We start from the raw sequence: 16,942 nt of genomic DNA, 5'->3' as shown, positions 1-16,942 counted from the left end.
CGTACAAACGGCCACCGGATTGGGCCTGTAAAACGAACATAGTAGAATAAAACAGCCTGTATTCTTTAGGAAGGGTATGCTATACCTTTTCTTATTTGTATGAACCAGGAGACAGGCCGACGCGATTTCCTGAAGACAACCGGCCTGACAATGGCGGGGCTGGGGTTACTGCCGATCGCCGACAGCCAGGTCGCCCAGGCCCTCGGGAAACCCAGACAGGTTGAACTGGCCATAGCCACCATTACGTGCGATGGATTCGGCGATGAAAACTTCGAAAAAGCCTTCGCGGTCATTCCCCGGCTGCCGTTCAAAAACGTAGAATTCAATTGCTGGTACGGGCGTAACCTCACGCCCAACGGCATCCGGAGCATTAAAGAGCGATGCCGGCAGCATAACCTGACGCCCATCTGCGTGCAGGGCAGTTCGTTCGGGGCGTCGGGTAATGTCATCAAGGACGTAACGCATAAGCTCTGGAATATGGAAGCGGCCCGGCAACTGGGTTGCAAACGCGTGAAGTTTACCGGTGCCAGACGCGGGACCGAGGGCGGGCTGGACGCGATCATCAGCGTATTGAAGGAACTGGCGCCCGCGGCCGAAGACATGGACATGCTGGTGCTGCTGGAAAACCACGCCAACAATAACCTCGAAACCATCGAAGATTACGACCGTATTTTCAGCGCAGTCGATTCGCCGAAAATCGGTATGTGCATGGACAACGCCCACTTCGACGGTGCCAATGTGGACCTGATGGCGGTGGTTGACCGGTTCCATTCGAAGATTCTGCACATCGACCTGAAAGACACCGAGCGCAAGGGCATCCACAAAGTAGTACGCTACGGCGAGGGCGTGACCGACAATGCCGGGGTGGTCGAAAAAATGCTGGGCCACGGCTACAAGGGATACCTGCTGATCGAGATGGCGCCCCCCCAGAACCAGCAGACGCTGGAACAGGACCTGCAAAAAGCGTACGACCTGTTCCATAAGTACGAACGGTAGGGATATGGCCACGAACACGATTACCTGCTTTACCCGGTTTAGGGCTGCGCGCTGGGCTTTCGTCGCGGTTCTAGCTGCGGTTCTGCTAGTTGCCTTTCGCCGGCAGGGGGGCGAGGGCGACCAACCCCGGGTGCTGGACAGCCGCCTGGAGCTGACCCTATTTGCTGAAAACCCGGACATCGTAACGCCAATCGGGATCGCCATCGACAGCCTCAGCCGGATCTTCGTCCTGGAGTCGCATACGCACCTGCCCCCCAAAGACTACCCGCATCCCCGCGGTGACCTCATCAAGGTGTTTGTCGACAGCAACAACGACGGGCGACCCGACCGAACCACGGTGTTTGCCGACGGCCTGACGGAAGGGCTGAACCTGGCCTTTTCGCCGGAAGGACACCTGTATACCGTTACGTCCCGGGCGGTCTGGACATTGTACGACCGGGATGGCGATGGCGTAAGTGAGGAGCGCAGGAAGGTTCTGGAACTGACGCACCCGGCCAGCGTCTACGCGCACGCGGCCCTGCTCGGCATTACGTTCTCACCCGATGGCTGGATGTACGTGTCCCGGGGTAACACCGGCGGGCAAGCCTGGAAACTGGTCGGCACTGATGGCTCGTCGGTGAGTGGCTACGGCGACGGGGGCAACATCGTGCGGGCACGTCCCGATGGGTCCCGGCTCGAAGAGGTAGCGACCGGCTTCTGGAACCCCATGGATCTTAAGTTCGATGCTACAGGGCATCTCCTGGCGGCCGACAACGACCCCGACAGTCGGGGACCAAACCGGCTGGTACACGTCGTGCCGGGCGGTGATTATGGCTATAAATCGCTGTATGGCGGTAGTGGGATTCATCCGTATTCGGCCTGGAATGGCGAACTGCCCGGTACGTTACCCTATGCCGCTGGCCTGGGCGAAGCGCCGTCGGGTCTGCTCAATGCCAGTCTGGCGGCTCTCCCGGCGGATTACCAGGGGCAGATGCTGTCGTCGATCTGGGAGGAAAGCCGGATCGTTCGGATTCGGCTGACTCCCAACGGCGTTTCGCTGACGGGTGAGCCCGAGGTTATTGTCGCAGGGGGGGCGGAATTTCGGCCGGTCGCTTTTGCCGCGGACCGTAACGGAGCCATCTACTTCACCGATTGGGTACTCCGCGATTACCCGAATCATGGCAAAGGCCGTATCTGGAAACTGTCGGCCCGGCCCGGCACGACTGCCTCGCGCCCGCGATCGCCCAACAGAGCAGCCGGCCCCAACGACGGCGACAGGCCGTTGACGGAGTTGTACGCCAGCCTGGATGCTGACCAGCTAACAACCAATCTGCAATCCACCGATCCGTTCCGGCAACACGCGGCTACCGTGGCATTTACAAAACCAGCGTTGCGCCAGCCCCTTATCAAAGCCACGGCAGATGCCAGCCCTGCCGTTCGGTTAGGGGCTCTGATCGCTTTGCACCGGGCGGGCCACGAACCGGCCGAACCCATCGCCCGTCGGTTGCTGTCGGACCCCGACGGGCGGGTTCGGCAGCGGGCGTTGATGTGGATTGGACAGGTGGGTATGGTCGCGTTGAAGCCGGAACTGGAGCGGGCGCTGACGGCCGGACCAGTGGCGCCGGCCTTGTTTGATACGTATCTGGAAACCGTTGCGCACCTGACACCGGACTTTGTTGACGCGTTCAAAAACCGCTCGGAGCTTTATTCTAAATCCATCAAACGAACCCTGCCGCCCCGGTTCATTGAAAAGTTTATCGGGGACAGGACCAAACCGGCCGACCTGCGCGCTCTGGCAATTCGCCACCTGAAAAATCCCGCTGAGCAGGGGCCGTTGCTGGTGTCGCTGCTGACGACTGAAACAGCCGCGCCATTGCGCCTGGACGCTGTACGGGCCCTGGCCAATGTGTCCGACCCGACCGTGGCAACGCAGCTGCTGCGGATGGCAACGAACCGGGCCGAGCCAGCCCTGGTACGGGCAGAAGCCCTGCTGGCACTGGCCCGCCAGCCAACCGACGTATCGACCGGCGTACAGACCCTGCTGAATGACCCGAATCCCGATGTGCAGCTCGAAGCGGTCCGCTACCTGCGCACCCGATTGTCGACCGCTGATGCCCGAAAACTATTCCAGCCACGCCTTGCCTCGCTCAGAACCCATCCGGACAGCCCGATGGCCCAGCAACTCACGCTGGCTGGGACTGCTCCGGGCGGTAATGCGCCAAAGCGACCAACGTCGTTAGCCGCCTGGGAGTCGGTGCTGGCAACCGGGGGGATGCCGGAACGGGGACGTCGGGTATTCTACTCGGTACAGGCTACGTGTTCGTCCTGCCACGCCATCGAGGGCCGGGGTGGCGATCTGGGGCCGGACCTGAGCAACGTCGGGCGCTCGAAGTCCCGAACGCAGTTGATCCAGGCCATTCTGCGACCGTCGCAGGAGATCAGCCCCGAATGGCAGGGCTGGTCTATCAGGCTCAAAAACGGCGAAGAGCATCAGGGTCGCCAGATCGACGTAGGCGGGAAAGAGATTGAACTGTACACCCAGGCCGCCGGTTTCGTCACCTTCCCAATGAAGGACATTCAGGACTACGGCCTGATCAAAACCTCACTCATGCCCGAGGGGCTGGAAAGCCAGTTAACCGTCGATGACCTGCGGGATCTGCTCGCGTTTCTACAGGCCAAGAAGTGATCGGCGTTGGGGTTGGCTACGTGGGCAGGCGCGTAGGAGCCAACCGATTTAACGATTTTTAAAGCGCTGATTTTAAAACCACCCGGTAGCTTTAGCTTTCACAATTCCTGCTGGTATGTCGGCCAAACAAAGGTGGTCTAAAAGATTTTGGGTAGGCGTATCCGTTGGGGTACTGTGTTACGCAGGCGTTTACCTGTTTCTGTATGCCGGCAAAGACCAGCAGGCAAACCGGTACCGGTCCACCCCATTGCCGGATGACTACGCGTTTACCTTTCCGCAGGCCTTTGACGAGGTGAACATATCTACCCCACAGGCCGGCCTGCTGAACGGCTTGCTGTTCAGGGTGCCGAAGTCAAAGGGCGTGGTTTGTTTCTGGAAGGGAAACGGGGGAACCGTAGCCAACTGGGGGGCTATCGCTCCTACGTTTTTACCCTTCGGTTACGACGTACTCGTGATGGATTACCGCCAGCATGGGAAAAGCAAAGGCCCCATTTCCCTGGCAACCTTCTACAGTGACGCGCAAACGGTTTACGATTCTTTGAAACACCGGTATCAAGAAAGCAGGATTGTCGTCTGCGGTTATTCGTTGGGCGGGCGTATTGCCGCGCATCTGGCGTCTACTAATCAACCGAAGTGTACCCTGCTGATCGACCCGGCCTCGGCGGGGGGTGACTTTAGCGATCGGTTTACCGATAAGCTTTATTTTCCGCTGCCCTCCGTAACTGGTTTTGTGTTTCCCACCCAAGAGGACGTAGAGAAGGCCCCCGCGTCGGTGGTGGTAATCAGCACCGACAACCCGAATAGTACCGCGTATCAATTGAAGCAGGTACTGTCGCAAAAAGACCGGTTTGTGGCCGTGCCCGGTGCAACGCATGAAACGATTCTCACCCATCCGCAGACGCTGCAAGTGATCAGACAGCTGTTGTCAGGCTCCTGATCTGAGATCAATACGGGTCAGTGTTAGCTGAGCGATACGTTTCGGCGAAGCGGCCAGTCCATCAGGTTGCTTCGGGAATAAGACGGGTGCACCCCACTGCCCGCCTATCTGCTTCACTTAAACCGATGAATTGTAAATCGAAAGCCACTAATTTTACGTAATTAGTTAACTAATTCACTCCTGTTCACTCCTGAATGCGCGTTCTGTACCTACTACTCCTCCTACCGTTTACTCTGTTCGCTCAACCCAAGGGCTGGCAGGAACTGACTATATCCGACGGACTGTCGCAGGGCATGATTTTTGATCTCAAACAGGATCAGAAGGGGTTCATGTGGGTGGCGACCAAAGATGGACTCAACCGCTACGACGGATATAATTTTACCGTATTCACGCATGACCCCTACAACGAGTTCAGCCTTTCCGACAATACCTGCTCGGCCCTGCTGGTGGATCACGGAGGGCGACTCTGGATCGGCACGCTCACCCAGGGGCTGAATCTGTTCGATGCCCAGACGCAGCGGTTCTATCACATCGACATCAGCGACCGCGATTCGCCCAATGCCGGTAATTACGAAGTGCGATTTCTGGCCGAAGACCCCGACGGAAACATCTGGGTCAATACCGATCAGGATAAACTGATAAAGATTACCCTGCCCGAGCCGCTCAAAACCGAATTCCCAAACCAATCTAACTTCACCAGCCAGGTACGATTCAGCCAGTTGCCGCTACAGGGCGTAAAAATAAACGGGATGGCGCACCACTTCCGTTTCGAACCAGACGGCAGGGCAATCGTGGGGACAACCTACGGCATGTACGCGTTCAACTGGCGGCATGCCACCCACATCAGACCCGTAAATCGCCCGGCCGTTGAACCAGCCAGGTGGATTATTGTCGACGATGCCAGCCAGGGCGACTACTGGTTTTCGGCTACGGTCGAATCAATCCACGGCTGGTATCGGGGTGTGCATAAAACCATTGCCCTGCCCAAACGATACGACAGTGTGGTGATCAGGTTTGTGGGGGCCAATACTGTAGTGGTGGCTACTGTCGACTACCTCTGGATCATGTCGCCCGCCGAGCTGATGGCCACGGACGGCCTGACGGCCCGGAACGCCTTTACGACGATGCCCGCTGGTCTGTTTAGCCTGAGGGCCATGATCCAGGACCGGACCGGTAACCTGTGGCTGGGCACCGCCGGGTACGGATTGCGTACATTCAATCCCCGGATCAAACAATTTCAGACGTATTTTCTCAATGCATCGGTCAGCTATCTGTATCAGGACCGGCAGCAACGGACGTATGCCCTTCAATTTACACGGTATGTACCCCTCGACCGAAGAACAGGTCGTGTAGAGTCCATTCCGGCGTTTAGTGAGTTAAAACCTGAGCAGCAGCAGCGGTACCTGATGCAGGACCGACGGGGCAACTTCTGGGTGGCTTACCACGATCAGCTCACGCGGGAATATTACCTGATGACCTACTCGGCGGACTGGAAACCGTTAAAAAAATACCCCTTACCGCCAAACACAGGGTTTGGGTACTATGGCAACCAGATCATCGAAGACCGGCAGGGAAGACTCTGGATTGGAGCCACCAACGGGAAGTTACTCCGGTTCGATCCGCTGACCGAAGTCTTCCAGACAATCAGCTACGGGCATCTGCTGCCCCGGAGCGGAGCTGAAACCGAGACCTATGCCCTCTATTTCGACCAGGCCGGTACGCTCTGGATTGGCACCCAGAAAGGACTTATCCGGGCCCAGAACCCGCTTACAAAACCCGTCTTTACGCTCTACAAAAACTCGAAAACAAACCGACGGAGCCTCAGTAACAATTTTGTGTCGTGCGTGATCGATGATCCCAATGAACCCGCCCGCTACCTCTGGGTGAGTACTAAAGGCGGAGGTCTGGAACGGCTCGACAAACAGACCCGTACCGACGGGGAGGCCGGTACGCCGGACCGCCCCCCCCAGCCGAACCAGTTTACGCATTTCACCGAAGCCCAGGGGCTGCCCAACAAAGTGGTCTACGGCATGCTGGCCGACCAGTTCGGAAACCTGTGGATGAGCACCAACCGGGGGCTGGCTCAGTTCAATCCGAAGACCCTCAAGTTTCGCAGCTACACCAAAGCCGACGGTCTTCAGGACGATGAGTTCAACACGGGCTCATACTTTAAAACCGCGTCGGGTGAGTTGCTGTTTGGGGGGGTAAACGGGCTGAATGCATTCCGGCCGGGGGCGGTGACGGGTAAAAACGGTCCGGCCCCGTCCGTTCATATCGTTGACCTGAAGGTGAACAACGAACCTCTGGTGGTGGGGGGAGCCGATGGTATTCTGACGAAACGGATCGAGTATATCCCGCAACTCAACGTAGCGCACGACCAGAATGGCCTGACGTTTGAATTTGCCGTCATGGACTATACCAACGCCCCCAAAAACCGGTTTCGGTATCGGCTCGATGGTATCGACCAGAACTGGGTGGAGGCCGGCACCAACCGGTTTGCCAATTACGCCCAATTGCCCGACGGTACGTATACGCTGCATGTGATGGGTTCGGCTGACGGCGAGGTCTGGAGCAAACCCGTTGAACTGGCCATTCGGATCAATCCACCGTTCTACCGTACCTGGTGGGCTTATCTGTTTTATCTGGTGGCCCTGACGGCCCTTGCATGGCAGTTCTACAGGTTCCAGAAACAGCGGTGGCAGCTCGAGCAGCGGGTCGTTTTCGAACAGCAGGCAGCGGGTCGGCTGGCCGAACTCGACGCGCTGAAAACGCAGTTTTTTGCCAACATTTCCCACGAGTTCCGCACTCCGCTGACGCTCATTCTGGGGCCCATCGAACAGGCCGTTCAGGAATATGCCCACGACGCCCGTTTTCCGCTTATCCAGCGCAACGCCCAGCGGCTGCTGAGCCTGATCAACCAACTCCTCGATCTGAGCAAGCTGGAAGCGGGTCAGCTCCGGCCCGAACCCGAACCGGGCGACCTCGCGGGTTTCTTCCGTATCCTGGCCAGTTCGTTTACGTCTCTGGCCGAAAGCCGTAAGGTCCGGTTTATTTTCGTTCAGAACGAAAGCGAGCGTCAGGCGCTTTTCGACCGCGACAAGCTGGAGAAAATCGTGTCGAATCTGCTGTCGAATGCGTTTAAGTTTACTCCTTCGGGCAATGAGGTCAAAATGACGGTTCATTACCCCCGTCTGGGTCAGTCGGGCGTGTTGCAGTGCACCATTGAGGATACGGGAATCGGTATTGCGCCCCAATACCTGCCCTATATTTTCGAGCGGTTTTACCAGGGGCCCGTCCGTACGGTGGAGGGGCAAACCAACCACGACGGCGGTGATGCGGCATACCGACCGCGCCCTTACGAAGGCACCGGCATTGGGCTGGCGCTGGTTCACGAACTGGTGAAAGTGATTGGTGGCAGTATCGATGTAGTCAGCACAGAGAACGTTGGTACCACGTTTATTGTGACAATGCCGGTATCGGACGTATTGCCCGCTCGCGGAACAGCTTCCCCCGCTAACGCGAATGTACCGGCGGAAAAATCTCCACAGATTAGTTCGGGGATGCCGGTCCTGTCTGTTCCTCAAACCGACAGTACGGAGCCTGATGGGTTATCCTCTACGTCCGAAAACGTGCTGCTCATTATCGACGACAACGACGATATCCGGGCCTATGTGCGCTCGGTGTTTGCCGCCGACTACCAGATTATCGAGGCCGTTGACGGACAGGATGGTCTGGAGAAGGCCACGGCCAGCTTGCCCGACATCGTGATCTGCGATTTGATGATGCCCCGGCTCGATGGGTTCGGCTTTTGCCGCGCCCTGAAAACCGGGGAAGCTACCAGCCATATTCCCGTGGTAATGCTCACGGCCAAAGCCACGGTGGAAGACCGTATCGAGGGTTTTGACCTGGGAGCCGACGACTACCTGACCAAACCCTTCTACCGGGCCGAAATTCAGGCGCGGGTGCGGAACCTGGTTAGCCAGCGTCAACGGCTCTTTCAACGCTTTGCTGCCAGGGCTACCCCTCAAACCACCCCGGCTCCAACCGAAACCAGGGCTGTGGCCGGGCAGCCTGAGCCCGCCAAACCAGCCTTGCTCGCTGCCGAACAGAAATTCCTTGACCGGCTAAAGGCGGTGGTGCTGCAACATCTCGACAATACCGAGTTTACGGTCGAAACCCTGGCCGAAGCGGTGAACATGAGCCGGGCGCAACTCCACCGCAAACTCAGGGCCGTGGCCAATACTACCCCCACTGATTTTATCCGGCACATCCGACTGGCGCACGCGGCCCAGCTGCTACAGGCGGGTGATCAGAGCGTAACGCAGGTAGCCTACGCGGTTGGGTTCGACAACCTGTCGTACTTCGCCAAGGTGTTTCAGGAGCGCTACGGTGTACTGCCCTCGCAGTGGGGAAAGGAATCGGCCTCATCGGCCTGATTGCCGCTAGTTTCTTCTGGAAAATTCGCTTTAGTCAAAATAATTGCCTAAAAAAGCCCGGATTTCCGGGCTTTTTAGGTGAAATGAGACGAGAGTGTTAATGAATGAAACGAGAGCGTTAGTGCAACGGTGGGCAATGCCGGTACTTAGCAGTCGAATTCGGCGAAGGTCGCCGACCTCATGTTAACAAAAACAACGATTGTTATGAAAACGGAAAACTATTTCCTCCCCGCTAGTTCTTTCCTCACCACCGTTGCCGGGTATCCTCAGTCAGACCGCGCTGGAAGAACAACGCCAACCGCATCTGTCAGGCCGCTTCACACGCGGTTAAACAAGTTATTCGTCCTAAACTGCATTCTCGTTGCACTCGTTCTGGTAGGGGTAACGGGCTCGGGTATGGCCAAGCCCCGCGACGACAAACGACCGGCTACCACCCAGCCTCAGCTAGCCCGGGCGGTGATCGCACACGTAACCTATCCGAAGGTGATGGCGGAGGGCAACTACGCCGGAGTCGTGGTGGTTACCTTCCGCATCGCCGAAGATAGCCGGGTCTCGCAGGTAACGGTTCACACGGCCAACAGGAAACTAAACGACGAACTTACGGGTCAGCTTCTGGGTAAGAAAATTCAGGTGCCTGATCTCCATCCGGATGATGTTTGCACGGTGCGGTTACGGTTCAGACACTAACACCACTCATTGCCTTCGCGTACCAATCAACGGGCAATACCATGCCGGAACACGCCTTTACCACCTAACCCATACATTAGTACCACCGGGCGGGGCTCCTTATGAACAGGGTCCCGCCCGGTGCGTTTATAAACCCCATGTTGTCTGGATGCCGCCGACCTGGCGGCCACGGTGAGGCTACTGTCCCGCCAGTGGCTTTGTCGTACTTTGCCAAAGTGGTTCAGCGTCGGTATGGGGTGTTGTCCGCGCCGTCTGGACGGCGCTCTGCCACCGATGAACGAAGACTGTGGCGACTGGCAGCCCCCCGCGTTAGATGAGCAAAAAGTCCGAAAAACCGGGCTTTTTTAATGTCCATGCGACAAGAGTGTTAAAGAATGCAACGAGCGTGTTAACAATTTACCCGTTGTTGGCGGTACTTGTGGGGGTACTTATTGGCCCCAGACGGCCCCCCATGATTCCCGCTTTTCGTATGAAAAATCACTACCTCCTTCGTTGTCTTTTATGGTGGCTCGGCCTGATTGGGCTCAGCAGCCAGACCCATCTACAGGCCCAGTGCCCCACGGGTGATGTCACGCTAAGCACTCCGGCCCAGGTCGACGCCTTCCCGCCGGGCTGCTTCGTCGTACCCGGTAACTTAACCATTTCTGGGGCTGACATTACAGACCTGAGTCCGTTGGCATCCCTCACCAGCGTGGGGGGCTTTCTGAGTATTGACAGTAACCCCTTGCTGACGAACGTGAGTGGGCTGAGTGGACTCCGTCAGGTAGGGAGTAGCCTCGTAATTGCTTCAAACACTGCCCTGCCTAATCTAAGCGGACTCGAGTCACTTGCCAGCATCGGGGATGATCTGATAATCCTCAATAATCCTTCGTTAACGAGTGTAAGCGGCCTGAGCGCACTTCGACAGGTGGGGGAAGATCTTGAAATCAGCTTGAATGGTGCCCTGATCAGCCTGAGCGGAGTCCAGTCACTCACCAACGTGGGGCGCAAGCTAAGTATTTATGATAACCCGCAACTGAGTCTCTGCGCTACCGAGTCCATCTGTCGGCTGCTGGCTACCTTACCAGCCAACAGAAAAGATATCAGCAATAATGCGCCGGGCTGCGCGACGCTGGCCGAGGTCGAGGCCAACTGCGCCGGGCCTGCCATCACCGGCTTTGCGGCCAGCCCCAACCCGGTTTGTGCGGGCAGTTCGGTGAGCTTTACCGCTACGATAAGCAACGTAGTGACGCCCTACAGCTTCACGCTGACCAACGGCAGCAGTCCGCTGTCGGGCACGGTCAACACGAGCGCCTTCAGCCAGAGCCTAACGGCCAGCGACAACGGCCCCCAGATCTTCACGCTGACGGTGAGCAGTAACGGGCAGACGGCCACGGCCACTACGAGTCTAACCGTAATCAGTAGCCCCGACTATCAGCCTTTGGTCGACCTCTATAACGCCACCAACGGTCCCAACTGGACCAACAACACCGGCTGGCTCAGTGGCTGTGACCCTTGCACGGGCAACGGCGGCAGCCCCTGGTCAGGTGTTCAATGCCAAAACGGCCGCGTGACCTATATCGATCTGCAGGGCCGAAACTTAACGGGAAGCTTACCGTTGAGTTTAAGCGGGCTGACCAGCCTAAACTATCTTAACCTGTATAACAACGTCATCACGGGAAGTATACCCGTAAGCCTATCGGCCTTGACAGCGTTGGATTACCTCAGTATTTCCTTCAATCAGTTGACGGGCAGTATTCCGGCAGGGTTGAGTAATCTGACCAGGCTGACATTTCTGGATTTCCAGCAAAATCAGTTGAGCGGCTGTTTCCCGGCCAGTCTGTCGGCCTTGTGCAGTCAATCCGTATCGGTCAATTTCTCGGGCAACCCCGGTTTGCCCGGTGGGGGCAATTTTGCTACGTTCTGTCAGGGTCGTCCCGTGGCCAGTGTCAGCCCGACTGCCCAGACGGTCTGTGTGGGTAGCCCGGTCAGTCTGAGCGCCAGCGGGGGAGCCTATTATAGCTGGAGCGGCCCCAACAACTTTACGGCTGCGGTAGCTAACCCTGGTTTTGTTGCCAGCAGCACGGCGGTTGGAGGAGTATATTCCGTTACGGTGAGCAATGGCAGTTGCGACAGTCCGGTAGTGAGCGCATCGATCACGATTCAAACCAGCGGAGGGCCTTCCCGGCTGTACGTAAAGGCCAATGCTGCGGGAGCCAATACGGGTCTAAACTGGGACGATGCCTTCCCCGATTTGCAGTCGGCCCTGAACTATTCGTGCCAGGCCGGGCTCACCGAAATCTGGGTAGCGACTGGGGTGTACCGACCTACGACAACGACGGATCGTCGAATTAGTTTTCTGATGAAGAATGGGGTGGCTATTTATGGAGGTTTCCTGGGTACTGAAACCGAGCTAAGTCAACGACCATCTATAACCTCTACTACGCCCAGCAGTAGCACATTAACCAGTAACAATAGCGGTAACACGTATCATATCGTTTACAGCCTGCCGGGAACGAATGATACCGCAATACTGGATGGCTTTATGCTCACTGGGGGTGATACCAATAACGGGATTGGCGAAGATGGGTTTGGGGCCGCTATGTTTAACGATGGCAGCGACGCTGGTAATTTTTGTAATCCAATCATCCGGAACTGTGCCTTTGTGGCTAATAATGCAGTATTTGGGGGAGCTGTGTATAATGATGGAGCTCGGGGTAGCAGCAGCCCTACCTTTATTAATTGCCTATTTGCGAATAATAGGAGTTATGAGGGCGGAGCCATTTATAATCAAGGGATTGAAGGTGTTGTCAGTCCCCGGTTTACAAACTGTGCCTTCATAAATAACACCGCGTTTTTTGGAGGACAGGGAGGAGTTATGTTTAATAATGATGGTGATGGACTAACGACATCTACTTTTACGAACTGTTCGTTTGCTGGTAACAGGGCCACAGAAACTGGTGGGGCTGTTTATGAACTTGGGGGGAATAGGGCGAGTTTTACGACATTCGTTAACTGTGTGTTGTTCAATAATGGGGGGGGGCAAACATTTGCTATCAGAATAGCGGGCGGTAGTCTACCCAGGCTTAGTTACTCCCTCATTGATGCTACTGCTACTAATTACACTGACAATGGTAATAATCTGACCACTACCGTCTCGCCCTTCGTGTCTGCCACTGATCTGACGCTGACCCCCTGTTCTCCGGCCATCAACGCCGGGCTGAGCTCCGCAACGGGGTTAAATGGCATCACCACCGATTTAGCCAGCAATCCCCGCTTCTTCAGCAACGCCGGAGCGCCGGCCGGCATCGTCGATATGGGCGCTTACGAGTATCAGGCCAACCCAACGCTTATCACCGTTTCCAGTCCGGCCGTTACGACGGCGATTCAGGGCCAGCCCTTCAGCCAGAGCTTTACGGCCAGTGGGGGCGTAGGGCCGTATAGTTACAGTCTGGCCAGCGGCAGTCTGCCTCCCAGTCTGAGTCTGTCCAGTGCCGGGGTGTTGTCGGGTACACCCACCGAGGCCGCCAGCTACTCGGTGCTGGTGACGGCCAGCGATGCCAACGGTTGCAGCGGAACCGGAACCACCTACGAACTCACCGTGCGGCCCTCCAGCTTGTTCACCGTCGTCCAGGCCCCGGCCAACCAGACGGCCTGCGTGGGCAGCCGCGTTACCTTTTCGGTGCGCGTGGCTCCCGACCAGGGCGTGACCTACGCCTGGTTCAAGAACAGCGCCGACCCCCGACAACCCATCCAGGCCACCACCCCCGACTATACCGTCGAGATTACGGACGGGGGCAAAGCCGGTCGCTACATCGTGCGCATCACGGGGGCCGATGGCACCACCGTGGAGCAGCGGGAGCTGGTGCTGACGGTGAACCAGCGCCCGGTGTCGCCCCCGCCCACCTCCACCCGGCGCCAGCTGTGTCCCGACGCAACACCGGTGAACCTGGGCCAGTACGTGAGTCGCACCAACAACAGCTACCTGGTCCGCTACTATCAGTCTACGGGGCAGTTGCTGGCCTCGTCGAGTGTGGTGCTGGATCAGCCCGGTACGTATGCCTTCTCGGCGACGCAGGTCGATCCGGCCACCGGCTGCGAGAGCGTACCGACGAGCTTCACGCTGACGGTTAACCCGGCTACTCAGTTGGTGAGCAACCCGGCCGGCCAGACGGTCTGCTCGGGCAGCACTGTGACGCTGACGGTGCAGGCCACGGGCAGCAACCTGCGCTACGAGTGGTTCCGGGGCAGCGTGGCCAATCAGAACAAGCTGTTCGAGAACGCCAGCCGGCAGACGGGCACGACGACGGCGAGTCTGACGCTGGTACGGGTGAGTCAGAGTGAGCCGTACTACGTGCGGGTGACGGGCGATTGCGGGGTGGTCGTCTCGGGGGCGATTGCCGTAACGGTGCAGGCCTGCGGGGCTCGTCAGGGGGTTAGCGAAGCGGTTGAGCCGGGCTTGCAGGTGCGGGTGCTGGGCAACCCGACGGCGGGAGAGTGGATGGAGGTGGCGCTTTCGGGCGTGGGCTCGGAATCGGTACGTCTGGTGGTGAGCGATGAGCGGGGCCATGTGCTCAGCGAGCAGGGGTTGGCGGCCGGTCAGGGCGATGGCCGGCACCGGGTGGCGCTGGGTCCGAACGGGGGCGTGTACCTGCTGCGGGTGAGTACGCCCAGTCGCCAGCAGGTCGTCAAGCTGCTCAAACACTAGCCTTGGTGACTAGTGGGTCAGGCCGTCGGCGCTGGCTGCGGTTTGCCAGGCAGTCAGGTTAACAAGTAAATGAGCCGCAGGGGGATCCCTCTGCGGCTCGTTGCCTATTCAGTAGTGTGGCTTTGACGCCTGGGTGCTCTGATCAGACTTAGTTTATCAGGCGCTACCAGCTGCTGAGGCTTACCCAGTCAGAGCAGGTCCATTATGATTCTGCGGATCTCAAGGTGGTGATTATATCGGTATGTAGAACCGACCTGTCCTCCGTTTAACGCGTCCTTCATACCTAAAATGCGTTGACAATGTAGTTATCCGAACCTGTTTTAAACTGAAATACCATCAGCCAAACGGTTAGCCGAGCCAAACTAAGTAGGCAAAGGCGATAAGATGGAGAGTACGGGATACACGTTTACTGACTTTTCGGAAGCCATACTTTGTAGCCCTCGCCTTCCCGGTTGCCAACCGCGTAGTAAGGAATGGCCTTGATCGGCACCTGTCGAGACTGGGCGTCCCTGGCCATTCCGCTTATTACGTTCACGCCATTTAACAGAGTAGCCTGGTGATTCAGGATAAGGGAAGCTGTCGCATCCAGCTTCAGGCTGTCCAACTGCTGGTTATCTACATTTTCGAGACAATACACGATAGGCCCCGACGCAATGGCAACCAGCCCCTTGAGGTCCTTAACCTGCTCAGTAGCTGTGATCAGCCGAGGTTCCATCGGCAGGCTAATTTCAATGCGATCGCCTTTTTTCCACCGTCGTTTGATAACGGCGTAGCCATCGGTAATGGGTACGTTTACGAACTGACCATTTACCCGAAATGTAACGGGCGATGTAAGGCTTGATCGGTAAAGGCCATACGGATTTTCCTGGCCCCGTGCCCAGCCGGGAATGCGTAGATGTACGGCAAAAGCGGCTGCTTTGTCCGGATGTAGGCTGAGCGTTACCTTGCCGTCCCAGGGGTAATTGGTTTCCTGCGTGAGGGCAACGGTATTTTTTGCCAGTGTAACGTTGGCGGTGCTGCCGACAAACAGATTCACAAACACTTTATCGGCGGTTGATGCATAAATGAAATCGGGTAGCGCAGAAACCATCTTCAGAAACATCGGCGGACAGCACGGACAGGAGTGCCAGTTCCATCGGGCATGTTTATGGGCGTTCAGGGGGTTCTGGTACGTATACTGCGTGCCGGACAGAGAAACGCCCGTTAGTACGTTATTATACAGCACCCGTTCAAACTCATCCATGTACTTACCATCGCCGGTCAGCTCGTTCATGCGCTGACTGAAAAAACCGGCTCCTACGGCGGCACAGGTTTCCAGATACGCGTCGGTTGGGAGAAAATAATCAGGGCCAAATTTTTCGTCGTTGTGGATAGCGCCGACCCCACCCGTGACAAACATGCGACGGCCAACCATGTTATCCCACAGCTTGGTAGCCGTCTGGACGTAGGCCGGCGCGTGGTTTTCCAGCGCCATCGCCGTGATGCCCGTGGCCAGTAACGTAGCCCGGACGGCATGACCCTCAATCGTCGTCTGCTTGAATACGGAGATTGAATCCTGCGCGTAATCGCCCCAGCTTGGGCGTGTTTGAGCCGTTGGCTTATCGGTTTTGTACTGTTGCTCTTTTATCCATTTTTCAGACTTCTCATTCCCCCAGCTTAGCCACAACGGATAACCAGCGTTTGCCCCACGACTTTCAATCCAGAACCGGGCTAGCTCGTAATACGCCTGCTCACGAACCGGCACGTTTAGTTTGGTTTTCAGGTCGGGCTGTTGCTTATACAGCCAGTACAGTTTTAGCATCGCTTCTTCCGGGCCGGCATGGGCCGGAACAATATTGCGCCGGGGGGTGGGTCCCATCAGTTCAGTCATGTGATTGGCAAACCGGGTGGCTACCTCCAGCAGCTTGGTCTTACCCGTCGCCTGGTAATAATGGACCCCCGCTTCAACGAGCATACCGGCGTTGTAAACGTCATGCTGCCAGCGCAGAAAACCACCGTTGTCGCCCCAGCGGTGGGTAGGTTCCATCAGTTCGGTGTAGGTGTTGAGGTATCCGTTCGGATCGGCTTTTTGAGCCGCTTCAATCCGGTCGATGTAATTATCCAGTCGCGCGATCAACTGCGGGTCGGGGTGCAGATCGCCGATGCCCCGTATGGTTTCGTAGATCAACCCGTCGAACCAGGGCAGACCGGCATGGTGGCCCGTACCTTTCTTGCCCTTAGCGACATCGTCGAAGTTGGCAAAAACATTGTTTTTCGCCTGCTCGCTGGCGGAGGTCAGGTTTTTAGCCTCGAATTTGTCCAGTACATCGTTAGCCGTTGTGGTACGCCAGCGCTCGAATTGAGGACTCCAGAAGGAGTCCTGGACGGTTACCCGCTGGACTTTTGTCAACTGGACGTCGTCTTTTTTTTGTCTTAGCCCCCTATTAGTTGGACAGATTTTCTAAAACGGTTGAGTCACACACCACTGCTTTCTCCCACTTTTCTTGCGGGGTAATAAAGTCTAGGGATCGGTGACGCCTTGCATAGTTGTAATG

Annotated in this window: 7 protein-coding genes; 6 read left to right on the top strand and 1 reads right to left on the bottom strand. The window is 57.1% G+C overall.

The genetic code is table 11. The features are described 5' to 3' along the window. Positions 1–99: 99 nt before the first annotated feature. From DYU11_RS32495 to DYU11_RS32470, 6 genes are all read left to right on the top strand, one after another. The gene (locus tag DYU11_RS32495; protein ID WP_229366173.1) at positions 100–996 is read left to right on the top strand and encodes a sugar phosphate isomerase/epimerase family protein; all 897 of its coding nucleotides are present in this window, start codon (positions 100–102) and stop codon (positions 994–996) included. A 4-nt stretch (positions 997–1,000) separates the two neighbouring features. Next, entirely contained in the window at positions 1,001–3,661 is a 2,661-nt protein-coding gene (locus DYU11_RS32490; protein WP_119671926.1) for a PVC-type heme-binding CxxCH protein, read from the top strand. Positions 3,662–3,776: 115 nt separating this feature from the next. After that, entirely contained in the window at positions 3,777–4,598 is an 822-nt protein-coding gene (locus tag DYU11_RS32485; RefSeq protein ID WP_119671925.1) for an alpha/beta fold hydrolase, read from the top strand. A gap of 194 nt (positions 4,599–4,792) precedes the next feature. Beyond that, positions 4,793–9,034, top strand: a complete 4,242-nt coding sequence (locus DYU11_RS32480) for a hybrid sensor histidine kinase/response regulator transcription factor (protein ID WP_119671924.1) — start codon at positions 4,793–4,795, stop codon at positions 9,032–9,034. A 204-nt stretch (positions 9,035–9,238) separates the two neighbouring features. After that, on the top strand, positions 9,239–9,721 hold the full coding sequence (locus DYU11_RS33115) for an energy transducer TonB (protein ID WP_147368098.1): 483 nt from the start codon (positions 9,239–9,241) through the stop codon (positions 9,719–9,721). A 469-nt stretch (positions 9,722–10,190) separates the two neighbouring features. Further along, positions 10,191–14,408: a hypothetical protein gene (locus DYU11_RS32470; protein ID WP_158600406.1), complete on the top strand. Its 4,218-nt coding sequence runs from the start codon at positions 10,191–10,193 to the stop codon at positions 14,406–14,408. A 406-nt stretch (positions 14,409–14,814) separates the two neighbouring features. Here DYU11_RS32470 and DYU11_RS32465 read toward each other — a convergent pair whose 3' ends face one another. Further along, a complete protein-coding gene (locus DYU11_RS32465; RefSeq protein WP_199736867.1) occupies positions 14,815–16,797 on the bottom strand; it encodes a glycoside hydrolase family 127 protein in 1,983 nt (660 codons plus the stop codon). Between the last annotated feature and the right edge of the window lie 145 nt (positions 16,798–16,942).

Origin of the sequence: Fibrisoma montanum (assembly GCF_003583365.1) — a bacterium.
GTDB lineage: Bacteria > Bacteroidota > Bacteroidia > Cytophagales > Spirosomataceae > Fibrisoma > Fibrisoma montanum.
Note: the sequence above shows the minus strand (reverse complement) of the source record. Positions and strands in the feature narration are given on the sequence as shown.

What these genes read in the sequence shown, in the direction of transcription:
- DYU11_RS32495 (WP_229366173.1), top strand. Translation starts at nt 100, where the DNA reads ATGAACCAGGAGACAGGCCGACGCGATTTCCTGAAGACAACCGGCCTG.
- DYU11_RS32490 (WP_119671926.1), top strand. Translation starts at nt 1,001, where the DNA reads ATGGCCACGAACACGATTACCTGCTTTACCCGGTTTAGGGCTGCGCGC.
- DYU11_RS32485 (WP_119671925.1), top strand. Translation starts at nt 3,777, where the DNA reads ATGTCGGCCAAACAAAGGTGGTCTAAAAGATTTTGGGTAGGCGTATCC.
- DYU11_RS32480 (WP_119671924.1), top strand. Translation starts at nt 4,793, where the DNA reads ATGCGCGTTCTGTACCTACTACTCCTCCTACCGTTTACTCTGTTCGCT.
- DYU11_RS33115 (WP_147368098.1), top strand. Translation starts at nt 9,239, where the DNA reads ATGAAAACGGAAAACTATTTCCTCCCCGCTAGTTCTTTCCTCACCACC.
- DYU11_RS32470 (WP_158600406.1), top strand. Translation starts at nt 10,191, where the DNA reads ATGAAAAATCACTACCTCCTTCGTTGTCTTTTATGGTGGCTCGGCCTG.